Origin of the sequence: Blautia sp. AF17-9LB (assembly GCF_003479185.1) — a bacterium.
In the GTDB taxonomy this organism is placed as follows: Bacteria; Bacillota; Clostridia; order Lachnospirales; family Lachnospiraceae; genus Fusicatenibacter; species Fusicatenibacter saccharivorans.
Genome location: NZ_QUGU01000030.1, coordinates 1 through 9,693, shown reverse-complemented (window position 1 = coordinate 9,693; position 9,693 = coordinate 1). Strand labels below are relative to the sequence as shown.

General features: G+C 49.0%; 14 protein-coding genes. 1 reads left to right on the top strand and 13 read right to left on the bottom strand.

The window, feature by feature from the left end:
• From DWX00_RS20250 to DWX00_RS19110, 9 genes are all read right to left on the bottom strand, one after another.
• The coding region (locus DWX00_RS20250) for a recombinase family protein (protein ID WP_243038061.1) at nucleotides 1-197 on the bottom strand (197 nt) is incomplete at its 3' end.
• The gene (locus DWX00_RS19150; RefSeq protein WP_003020324.1) at nucleotides 198-395 is read right to left on the bottom strand and encodes a hypothetical protein; all 198 of its coding nucleotides are present in this window, start codon (nucleotides 393-395) and stop codon (nucleotides 198-200) included.
• Between the two features lie 241 nt (nucleotides 396-636).
• Nucleotides 637-1,965, bottom strand: a complete 1,329-nt coding sequence (locus tag DWX00_RS19140; RefSeq protein ID WP_003020317.1) for a virulence-associated E family protein — start codon at nucleotides 1,963-1,965, stop codon at nucleotides 637-639.
• Nucleotides 1,943-2,587: a CHC2 zinc finger domain-containing protein gene (locus tag DWX00_RS19135; RefSeq protein ID WP_004841066.1), complete on the bottom strand. Its 645-nt coding sequence runs from the start codon at nucleotides 2,585-2,587 to the stop codon at nucleotides 1,943-1,945. Before DWX00_RS19135 ends, DWX00_RS19140 begins: the two co-directional genes overlap by 23 nt.
• 65 nt (nucleotides 2,588-2,652) lie before the next feature.
• Nucleotides 2,653-4,233, bottom strand: a complete 1,581-nt coding sequence (gene mobQ, locus DWX00_RS19130; RefSeq protein ID WP_003020311.1) for a MobQ family relaxase — start codon at nucleotides 4,231-4,233, stop codon at nucleotides 2,653-2,655.
• 187 nt (nucleotides 4,234-4,420) lie between these two features.
• The gene (locus tag DWX00_RS19930; RefSeq protein WP_009274458.1) at nucleotides 4,421-4,564 is read right to left on the bottom strand and encodes a hypothetical protein; all 144 of its coding nucleotides are present in this window, start codon (nucleotides 4,562-4,564) and stop codon (nucleotides 4,421-4,423) included.
• Nucleotides 4,565-4,863: 299 nt separating this feature from the next.
• Nucleotides 4,864-5,160, bottom strand: coding sequence for a DUF3847 domain-containing protein (locus DWX00_RS19120; protein WP_118596013.1), 297 nt, complete (start codon nucleotides 5,158-5,160; stop codon nucleotides 4,864-4,866).
• Nucleotides 5,153-5,494: a DeoR family transcriptional regulator gene (locus DWX00_RS19115; protein WP_003020305.1), complete on the bottom strand. Its 342-nt coding sequence runs from the start codon at nucleotides 5,492-5,494 to the stop codon at nucleotides 5,153-5,155. Before DWX00_RS19115 ends, DWX00_RS19120 begins: the two co-directional genes overlap by 8 nt.
• On the bottom strand, nucleotides 5,491-5,679 hold the full coding sequence (locus DWX00_RS19110; protein WP_003020302.1) for a hypothetical protein: 189 nt from the start codon (nucleotides 5,677-5,679) through the stop codon (nucleotides 5,491-5,493). Before DWX00_RS19110 ends, DWX00_RS19115 begins: the two co-directional genes overlap by 4 nt.
• A gap of 483 nt (nucleotides 5,680-6,162) precedes the next feature.
• On the opposite strand from DWX00_RS19110, the gene DWX00_RS19100 reads away from it, so the two are divergent.
• On the top strand, nucleotides 6,163-6,969 hold the full coding sequence (locus DWX00_RS19100) for a helix-turn-helix domain-containing protein (protein WP_003020299.1): 807 nt from the start codon (nucleotides 6,163-6,165) through the stop codon (nucleotides 6,967-6,969).
• 93 nt (nucleotides 6,970-7,062) lie between these two features.
• On the opposite strand, the gene DWX00_RS19095 is transcribed toward DWX00_RS19100, so the two are convergent.
• From DWX00_RS19095 to DWX00_RS19080, 4 genes are all read right to left on the bottom strand, one after another.
• Complete coding sequence (locus DWX00_RS19095; protein WP_003020289.1) at nucleotides 7,063-8,364, bottom strand: MATE family efflux transporter; 1,302 nt, start codon at nucleotides 8,362-8,364, stop codon at nucleotides 7,063-7,065.
• Entirely contained in the window at nucleotides 8,357-8,791 is a 435-nt protein-coding gene (locus tag DWX00_RS19090; RefSeq protein WP_003020286.1) for a MarR family winged helix-turn-helix transcriptional regulator, read from the bottom strand. The genes DWX00_RS19095 and DWX00_RS19090 overlap by 8 nt, the downstream gene beginning before the upstream one ends.
• A gap of 116 nt (nucleotides 8,792-8,907) precedes the next feature.
• Nucleotides 8,908-9,285 (bottom strand): TnpV protein, encoded by a 378-nt coding sequence (locus DWX00_RS19085; RefSeq protein ID WP_009274452.1) that lies wholly within the window; start codon nucleotides 9,283-9,285, stop codon nucleotides 8,908-8,910.
• The gene (locus DWX00_RS19080; RefSeq protein ID WP_009274451.1) at nucleotides 9,245-9,517 is read right to left on the bottom strand and encodes a helix-turn-helix domain-containing protein; all 273 of its coding nucleotides are present in this window, start codon (nucleotides 9,515-9,517) and stop codon (nucleotides 9,245-9,247) included. The genes DWX00_RS19085 and DWX00_RS19080 overlap by 41 nt, the downstream gene beginning before the upstream one ends.
• Between the last annotated feature and the right edge of the window lie 176 nt (nucleotides 9,518-9,693).

Here is a 9,693-nt window from a genome sequence, read left to right as displayed (position 1 = left end):
TCGTCCTGATAGACTGCCACAACCTCCCATCCCTGCTTTTCGCAGTATTTTTCCAGCATATCACGCTGGTTTGCGATACTGGCACTTTCGCCTTGCAGGTCATCGTCCTTTGACAGCCTGCAATAGACCGCTGCACGATACCCTCCGGCAAGTGCCGAACCGATTGTTCTGTATTCCATTTCGTTCATCATAGCCATTTACCCACACAATCCAGACGGTATCTGGCTCTTTTGAACCTCATCTTCATTATAGCTCATATCTTTCCTTTTAGCAAGATATTCTTTCGTATTTGTCTTACCGTATTTCTGGGAAATCAGGCTGACGAACACATCGGTTGCGTCCAGTTCCCCGTCAAATACCGTTGTAACATGAATCTCTGTTTTGTTTTTTGCCATAGGCAGTTATCCTCCATACATGAAAATAGCCAGACAGAGGGTGTCGGCAACGAAGTCCGGCAACGGGCTTCAAAAGACCTTGCAAACAATCTCAATCTGGCGATGGTTACTATTTATACTTTTCTTTTATTTTTCTGTTGTTTTGGTTGTTATAAGGGAGAAAAGCCCGCAGTTATGGGGTTTTCCCCGGCAACCGGCTCGGCAACGGGATAGCAACAGGGGATGCAACGGGCTGTCATTTTCAGAATGGAAGCTCCATCTGTTCTGTGACCTCCACAAAACCGTCCATCGTTTTTTCAGACGGGTTGCCGGAGTCCGTTGCCGGGTTTTCACGCTCCCAGCCCTTTTGTCTGCCATATTCGGAAAACATTCTTGGGTTTGGGAAGTACCGCCAGCCGGAAATGCACTGGTTCATAATCTCGTTGATTTCCCGGATTTCCCATTGCTTCGGCTCGTCAAAGACATGGTTCAAGGCTTCCTTGTAGAGCTGCTTGGAGCAGACCATGCTCCCGGTGTACTTATCAAGATACGCCTGTATCATCCCGGCTTTGGTGTCCTCCGGCATAAAATCCCTCTGGTGTTCTTTGAGATACCGCTGCATGGCGGGGCTGAAAGCCAGCTTGAACCTGCCGCTTCGGTAAATCTCCATCGCTTCCGCCCACATCTGCTCGATATAGGCTCTGGAAGCAGCTTCGTCCTCTAAAATGTGAACCTCGGCTTGCTCCGGGTACACCATGACGGGGATAAAGCGGCGGTTGCCGGAACGGTCAAGGGGCAGGAAGTCAAGGGCATTGGAAGTGCCGCCAAACACGCACTGACGGGGGCGGTCTGCCGGGTGGGTTTCATAGGGTATCTTGTAAACCTCTTTCTGCCGGCTTAAAAATGACTTGATTTCCTCAATGCTCTTGGCGTTTGCGGTTGCCATCATTTCCGACATTTCGATAATCCAGTGACCTTGCAGCTTGCGGTACACATTGTCATCGTCCAACTTCCGCAAATCATCGGAGAACCACTCGTCCCGGACTGCCAGCAGACGGAAGAAGGTGGACTTGCCAGCCCCCTGACCGCCTACCAGACAGAGCATGATTTCAAACTTGCATCCGGGCTGAAAGGCTCGTGAGATTGCACCCAGCAGGAATAGCTTCAACGCTTCATAGGTGTAATCGTCTGCGTCAGCCCCCAAAAAGTGCCGCAGGCAGAAGCGGATTCGCTCTGTCCCATCCCACACAAGGGTATTGAGATAATCCCGGATGGGATGGTACTTGTTTTCATTCGCCACAATCCCGATGGCGTTATCAATCTTTTTCTCATTGGTAAGCCCGTAGGTTTCTTCCAGATAGAGAAGCAGATACTTCATGTCCGTATCGTTTAAGGCGGTGCTTTCCCTGTGGAAACCGATGGGCTTTATGATGTCTTTGCGGTCGGTCAGGATGTTGTAGGCGATAGCCCCGGAAAGCAGCGGGTCACGCTGGAATACAGTCAGGCAGTTTCGTATGCTCTGACGGACACCGCCTTTCTCGGTAGTTTCCAGCCCCGCCTTGATTTCCTCAATGCTCTGGGGCGGCTGCATGGCGTTTATGGTGTTTTTTAGTTCTTGCTGCGTCTGCGGCTGCAAGCTCTGCCATTCGCTGTTCAAGCTGTATCACATCCTTTCCGTAGTCCGTAATCAAAGCCGCTTTTTCCTCGGTTTCCCCGAACAGCAGCACATCCAGCAGATATTCCACATGGGCTTGCTTCTGTAAGGCTTCCACAAACCGGGGATGAAAGGCTTCCTCCGGGGAGTGTGGGGCATAATCTTTTCTCCATTCCCGGAGTAGGTGGAGATAATCGGCAAGGATACGGAAGCAGCGGTTCTTTGCTTCCTGAAACTGTTCCTCCGGGGATTTCTGCCGGGGCTTGGGCTTTTTTGCCTTTCCCGGCGGTTTCCAGTCCTCATAGGAAAGCCCGAAGTCCTGTGCCAGTTGTACGGCGGCTTCTTTCTTTCCCAGCCCATACAGGGCGGCGGCAAAATCAATCACATCCCCATCTGCACCGCAGCCGAAGCAGTGATAACGCCGATCCAGCTTCATGCTTGGGGTTTTATCGTTATGGAACGGGCAGCAAGCCATCCCGTTCCGACCTATATGGATTCCATAATGCTCCGCAGCCTGTCTTGTTGTGACGGACTGCTTCACAGTTTCAAATACATTCAAATCTATCCCTCCTTGAAAAAAAGAAAAGCACCTGACATTCTCAATCTGAAAATGGCAAGTGCCTGTTAAAGTTCCATATCCTGTTGTTTGTGTTTTGTCTGCACCGGGGCAGTTCTTTGTGCTTTTTTCTCGTCAGCCTTATCCTGCAAGACTTCTTTGATAGGCTGTTTCTTGGGCGGCTCTTTGCTTTCTTCTGTGCCGGGGGTGGCTTTCCGTACCCAGTAGCGAATGTCCCGCAGCTTCTTCAAATCCTCCTGTACCTCGGTCAGCGGTGTTTTCAGGGCTGCAATTTCTTCCAGAAGCGTTTCCTGCTCCTCTTGCAGCTCCTTTTGGGTACTGTCCTTATCGTCCGGGTGCTTGGCAAGGTAGGCGGCGGCTTTCTCATACCGGGCAACCTCCGGGTGTTCCTGTTTGAATTTTTCCTTTGTTTTCTTAAAAAATATCTTCTGGTACTTCTCATAGACAGCCTTACATTCTTTGCAGTCTGTCCGGCTGGCAAGAATCCCGTCAATCACTTTGCTTCGGGCTTCCTTTGGCTTCATCTGATTGCGGTAATCTGCGGCTGATTTCCCGGAGGATTCCAGAAATGCTTCTAAGTCCTCCACAGTGGAAAGCCCCTTTTGCCGGAGATAGGACAGGGCTTCGCTGACTGCCTTTAAGTCCTGTGAAGTCCCCCGGTTCTGTCCAGCCCTCGTCCAGTCCTTCCGTTCTTCCTTTCGTATCTCCATGTACTTCATCAGCAGATTGGGAAGAAGTGTCGCTTCCTCCGCCGCCTTTTGTGCAAGCAGTTCTTTTCGTTTTTCTCCCAGCTCGGTAATCCAGCCTTTGAGGTTTTGGATAAGCTGTCGGATGGACTTCATCAGATTGTTGGCAGCTCTGATTTCCCGGTTCAGGTTGCCGATGTTCGTCTGGATACCCCGCTTTTCCATCTGCCGGACAGCAGCTCCCTCATGGACAGTAGGGATAATATCAAGCCCCTGTCTGGCATAAGAACGCAAGTCCACACGCTCTGGGCGGTCATTGGCTTCCAGATAGCGGTTCTGGATGACCTCCCATTCATGCCGCCAGATTTCGCAATACTTCTGGTCGTTCCAATCCACCGTATCCTCCTTGTGGCTTTTCCATCTGCCGGACGGAAGTTTTATCCGTTCCCCGTTTTCGTCAAGGTCATAAACCTTGCGGCTCTTGGGAAGCCATTTTCCATGTTCGTCCATTGCCCTCATAGTGAGCATGACATGGGCGTGGGGATTGTGTCCCGGCGGATGGGGGTCGTGGATGGCAAAGTCAACGATCATGCCTTTGGAAACAAACTGCTGTTCACAAAACTCCCGGACAAGGACAGCGTACTGGTCAGGCGGTATCTCTCTGGGGATGGTAAGCACCCACCGCCTTGCAAGCTGGGAGTTCCATTGCTTCTCCACCGCTTCGGCGGCGTTCCATAAGGTATTGCGGTCTGCATACTCCGGCGGAGCATTTGCCGGGAGCAGGATTTCATTGTGGACGATACCACGCTTTTCCGAGTAGTGCTTCACTTGCTGGTCGTATTCACAGAACAGCTTTTCGCCACTCTGGTAAGCAGCGGCGGCAACCGCAGACTGTCGCTGGCTGCGCTGCACAATCGTGATTTCGTTGTGTGGACAGGGCATTTCGTGTCCCTCCTTTCGGTAATTGGTGGATGGGGTGGCGTTTTACCACTTCATTTTGGGCAGAAAAAAAGCAGGAGATCTTTTTCAGATTTCCTGCTTAATGTGCCGCTGTGTGGGCGGCGGGTATTTAATTGTAAAAGTTCGGGGCAAGTTGACCCGATGTGAAGCTGACAAACTGGAAGTTATTTTACTTGCGTTCTATAAATCCTATGATTGAAAAAATCAATCCTACAATCCCAATTCCGATAACGAGCAGCCCCATTCCTGATGAGCAAAGAGAAATTATAATGGCAAAGAGTAGTATTGCAATACCTAATCCAATTTTCTTCATTGTAAATCCTCCTTTACAAATGCCGATTTGTTGTCATCTTCATTATACTTCATTGGCTATCGAAAAGATAGCATATTTTATGAAACTTGTCGGCTGGGAACAGCTTGCAACGCAAGGTGTCCCCAGATGGCAAGTACACAAAAGGGTAGCTGGCGGCAGCCAGCGCAGGGGAAGCGTAGCGTCCCCTGTATGATTTGGAGCAGACCATGACTGCGGAAAATCACAGCCCTCCGGCGAGGAGCCTTCGGAGAACGCAATGCACCAACCTTTGGGTGGTGTATAATTGCGCCCTTAGTAAACTAAGGGGTTTCCGGCTTCTTCCGTTCCAGCAGTTTTTTCAATAGTTCCTGCGTGTCCTGCCTGTGAAAAATGAGTTTCAACAACAGCATGACATCATCATCTGTCAGGCGTTCCGGCTCTTGCAGAAAACTTTCCAGCATACCGCCACGGGTACAGAGCCGGTGCGTCCGTTCCTTTCGGGTAAGCTGCTTTAACTGGTGCTGCAATGCCTTTTCATCATTGATGGCTTTCCGCAGTTTCTTTTCGCTTTTCTCCATCTCCCGGTTGAGCCTTTCCAGCTTTGAGGTATCAGGCAAGGGCAGCGTCCTCCTTTCCCGGTATCAGCACATAAATCCTGTTTGGTTCTCCAACGCCCTGACGCACCCGCATGATAAGTCCGGCGGTTTCCAGTTCATTCAAAGAACGCTTGACCGTCATGGGGCTGCGGGACAGGACTGCGGCAATGGCTGTGACAGGGAAGCAGACAAACAGGATTCCGTTCTCGTCCTCCTGCCCTTTGGAGAGCATAGCGTCCAGCATCCGGCAGTACATGACCTTTGCGGTGCTGCTGACTGGAAATCCTGTCAACGCCCTGGGAAAAGGCATACAGGGCGGCAAGGGTGTGTCTATCGTCATAAATTCAAAATTCATTCGGTGTGTTCCTCCTTTTTCTTTGCTCGTTTGGATAAATAACGGGGGCAGTCAATCACAACCGCCCGGAAGCTCTGCTTGCACCCATGCTGGCATTTCCGGCATAATTCGTTGTAAGTGACACGCCCCCGGTCATTGAGGTAAAAGGAAAGCTCCTGTTTCCTCTTTTTGCTCATTCTCGGCATATTGCGCTTCCTCCCGTTTTTGTGTATGGTTTCGGGGCGATTTTCGGAAAAATTACAGCCATAGAGCCGCCTAAAATCTCCCGAAGTATCAGCGATAGGGTAGACTATCCCCCTATCAGATTGTCGTGTTTCGGTATCATTTCGGTGTCAGTTCGCCAGTTCTCCCCGGTGTCGTTCCTCCCCTGAATCTCACAGCGGCGTATCGCTCCCTTTGGTACGCTCGTTTCGGTCAGGGTTCCTCCACATCCCTGCCAAAAGTCATGGCACTACATCGCCGGGGAAGCATATCCCACACAGGCTGGTCATTCGATTGGAATAATCCATCGATGAACTACCTGTATCATAGAACATTTTTGTGCCCTGTGCCGTATGTCCACAAAGTAGGAATTAGGAGTAAAAATCAGAAATTTCCACGATTGCGGAAAGTGTGATATAATCCAGTTAAGCGGCAGCAATGAAACCGCCGGAAAGGAGTGTGCGCCCATGAAAGGAGCAACAAGCATACAGGAACGCCTTTGGGAACTCCGCAAGGACAAAGGCTTAAATCTGGAAGAACTATCAAAGCTGACGGGTATTTCCAAATCTGCTCTCGGAAGTTATGAAAAAGAGGATTTTAAGGAAATCAATCATGGCAACCTTATCACGCTGGCAGACTTCTATGGGGTTTCCGTTGATTATCTACTGTGCCGGACAGAGAACAGGGAGCAGATCAACACGTCATTGACGGAGCTGCATTTGAATGATGAGATGGTTGCTCTCCTGAAAAGCGGTCGGATTAACAACCGTCTGCTCTGTGAGCTTGCCACACATAAAGATTTTATCAAGTTTCTTGCAGACATTGAGATTTATGTGGACGGGATTGCCACCATGCAGATTCAAAATCTCAATGCACTTGTCGATACCGTCCGGCATGAAATCATTGAACGGTATCGCCCCGGCGAAGATGACCCGCATTTGAAAGTGCTGCAAGCCGCCCATATCAGCGATGATGAATATTTCAGCCACATGGTTCTGGATGACCTCAATCTCATTATCCGGGATATTCGGGAAGCTCACAAAAAGGACAGTGAGAGTGCGCCCCAGACCACCGTTGCCGATGAACTGAAAGAAAATCTGGAAGCGGTCGAAAATTTCAAGGGCAGTCGGGATGAAAAGCTCGTTGTCCTTTACTGCAAGCAGCTCGGTATCAACTATAAAAATCTGTCAGATGAAGAATTTCGCTGGCTCATTCGGATTCTCAAAAAATCAAAGAAAATGGGAACGCCTATCAGCCAAAGGAAAAAACGGTAAAGAAAAACCGCTGTTGCATGGTTTGTTAGCTTCCATGTAGCAGCGGTTTTTACTGTGGTTATTCAGTTGAAAATCAGAACGATAAACTGGAAGTTATCGATTTCTTTGTGCGCTGTATCTAACGGACAGCACAATGCTTACTGATGCGGTAATGACCTTTGCAAATACGGCGCTCCACCAAATCGTGATTTGACCGCCAAACACCGGCGGCAGCATCAGCATCAACACCAGCATGATGATGGGTTCGATAAAGGTCAGAACATAGGACAGCACACTTTTTTCGGTTGCGTAGAAAGCCGCCGCGGAAACTCGTGTGATGGCGTCAAACGGAACCGACACAAGGAAGATCGGCATGACCTTTATGACCCCTGCGTTTACCTCGGCAGATGAACCGAACAGTAGTCCAATCTTTCCACGGAGCAGGTAAATCAGAATCGCACTGATTACCGCCAAAACCATGGAAAATTCATACGCCAGCGTTTTGGTTTGTTTGAGCGATTTTTCTTCGCCTGCTCCGTAGAACTGACTCATGAGCGGCTGGCTACCATCACCGACACCCTGCAAAAGAAGATAAACAATGCAGATGATATAGGAGATACAGGCATAGGTGGCGATAGCCTCCTGTCCGCCATAATAAACCGAAAATCGGTTGATGATCACAAGAGAGATATTTGGGGCAAGGGTCAAGCCAAATGGAGCAAGTCCGATTTTTAATATCTGAAATGCCGTTTTCGGGGTATCAACAGGTGCGATTTTCAGAGTGAGGTTCTTTTTGATGGCGCAATACACGAGTGCAACCGCCATGGTAACTCCCTGCCCAATAATGGTCGCCAATGCCGCACCGTACATGCCCCGTCCAAGAACCCACACAAAAGTATAGTCAAGAGCAACATTGGTAGCAAAGCCGCAGATCATAGCGATCATTGCCCACAAAGAACCGCCGTAATTACGCATAAACGGAACCAGTCCGGTGCCGAACACCTGTAAAATCGCTCCAAGGGCAATTACCTTGATATACTCATTTCCCAGAGTAAGCAACTCGCCCGATGCACCAAGGGCAGAAAGGATTTTCTCTGAAGTGAAGAAAACGGTGACAGTCAGGACAGCGCTGAAAAGAAGCATCAGCCATGTTGCACCGGCAACGAACTCCCGTGCTTTTTTCTCATTTCCTGCTGCTTTCAGAATGGAGTATTTGACTGAACCACCCATTCCGATTCCTGTCCCTACGGATTGCAGGACCGCCGTGATGGGATATGCAATGTTGATTGCGGAAAGTCCGGCATCCCCGATTGAGTTGCCTACAAAGAAACCGTCAACGATGGCATACACCCCGGAAAGCGCAAAGGATAACACGGACGGAATCACATACTGAAAGAAAGTCCGCTTGTTATTCACTGCCCAGACCTCCTCTCAGCTCTCTTTCAAAGAGAAGATTGAAAAGGTCAAGAATTTCACACATGGCTTGGAGCCGTTCGTTCCCGATTGTTCTATAAACCTTCTCCTCGGCTTTTCGTAAAGGCGCAATCATTCTGTGGGCGTATACCTGTCCGCTTTCAGTCAAGACGATCCGCTTCTCACGTTTATCGCCCTCGCTGGCCTCCAACAGTAAATAGCCCTTCTTTTGAAGTGCGCTCACGACCGTATGAACCGTCTGTTTTTGCATACCGAAATTCTCTGCGATCTGCTTTTGCGTCAGTTCTCCCATGGATTCCAGCGCATACAGCACCATCATTTCCGGGTATCCGACGCCAAGTACTGAAGCTGCTTTTGTATATAGCGCAGTGCTTTTCGCCCACGCAACGTTAAAATGATTGTTTTCCATAAGTCCTCCTCTTACAAATAGTATTTACAAATACTATTATAGTATATTGTAAGGACTATTGTCAAGGGCGTATGGAGCAAAAAATTCTTATTTGTCATAATCATTCTACCATACCGTTATGAATAAATCATCTCTTGCAAAATAATTTCTTCTGCCCGGTTGTGAATGTTATTGCAACGCCGCACCCATTCCATTTGTTGGGTTCGTTTCAATTCCTCGGTCACGCCCTCGGCATCTTTCATCTGCTCCATGATGGTGTCTAACCGTTCCTGTGCCTGTTCGTTCAGGTCTGCAAGGTATGTCCATAACTCCCCTGTCAAGGTCAAGGTGTTCAATTTGGCTGGGTGGACTTCTCTTAAATACTCCCGGTGCATCCGTCCGTACTTTCCGATAGGGCGATGTTCCTCCGGCAGCTTCAAATCTGGGATATAGTAATCTCCGACAAGGATATAATCAATTCCGTTTTCCGTTATTCTTGGTTTCAATTCGCTCATGCTCCTTACCTCCTGTGGAAGCAGGCTCGTCTGATACTAACTCAATCACATCGGTAATCTCACAATTCAGCGTTTCGCAGATACGGGCTAATGTATCCATGCTGATGTGCTTTCCCTCTTTGCTCATGTTGGCAATCATATTCGTTGTCATACCAGCAGCAAGCCTTAAATCTTCTTTTCTCATATCACGCTCTAACAGTGTATGCCAGAGTGGTTTATAGCTGATGTGCATATTGCTTTCCCGCCTTCCTATCCATACCACCGGGGCGGCTGCCCCGGCAGGAACTTTTCTCTTATTATAGCACCAATCTTGTGAAATCACAATTTATTCTTGTGGACTGCCGCTGATACCGTCTGGATTGTGCTTTTCCTTTCTTTTTGTTCCCTTTAATTAGCCATGAACTGCTT

What these genes read in the sequence shown, in the direction of transcription:
- DWX00_RS19140 (WP_003020317.1), bottom strand. Translation starts at nt 1,965, where the DNA reads ATGCAGCCGCCCCAGAGCATTGAGGAAATCAAGGCGGGGCTGGAAACT.
- DWX00_RS19150 (WP_003020324.1), bottom strand. Translation starts at nt 395, where the DNA reads ATGGCAAAAAACAAAACAGAGATTCATGTTACAACGGTATTTGACGGG.
- DWX00_RS19115 (WP_003020305.1), bottom strand. Translation starts at nt 5,494, where the DNA reads ATGAATTTTGAATTTATGACGATAGACACACCCTTGCCGCCCTGTATG.
- DWX00_RS19110 (WP_003020302.1), bottom strand. Translation starts at nt 5,679, where the DNA reads ATGCCGAGAATGAGCAAAAAGAGGAAACAGGAGCTTTCCTTTTACCTC.
- mobQ (WP_003020311.1), bottom strand. Translation starts at nt 4,233, where the DNA reads ATGCCCTGTCCACACAACGAAATCACGATTGTGCAGCGCAGCCAGCGA.
- DWX00_RS19100 (WP_003020299.1), top strand. Translation starts at nt 6,163, where the DNA reads ATGAAAGGAGCAACAAGCATACAGGAACGCCTTTGGGAACTCCGCAAG.
- DWX00_RS19930 (WP_009274458.1), bottom strand. Translation starts at nt 4,564, where the DNA reads ATGAAGAAAATTGGATTAGGTATTGCAATACTACTCTTTGCCATTATA.
- DWX00_RS19090 (WP_003020286.1), bottom strand. Translation starts at nt 8,791, where the DNA reads ATGGAAAACAATCATTTTAACGTTGCGTGGGCGAAAAGCACTGCGCTA.
- DWX00_RS19085 (WP_009274452.1), bottom strand. Translation starts at nt 9,285, where the DNA reads ATGAGCGAATTGAAACCAAGAATAACGGAAAACGGAATTGATTATATC.
- DWX00_RS19080 (WP_009274451.1), bottom strand. Translation starts at nt 9,517, where the DNA reads ATGCACATCAGCTATAAACCACTCTGGCATACACTGTTAGAGCGTGAT.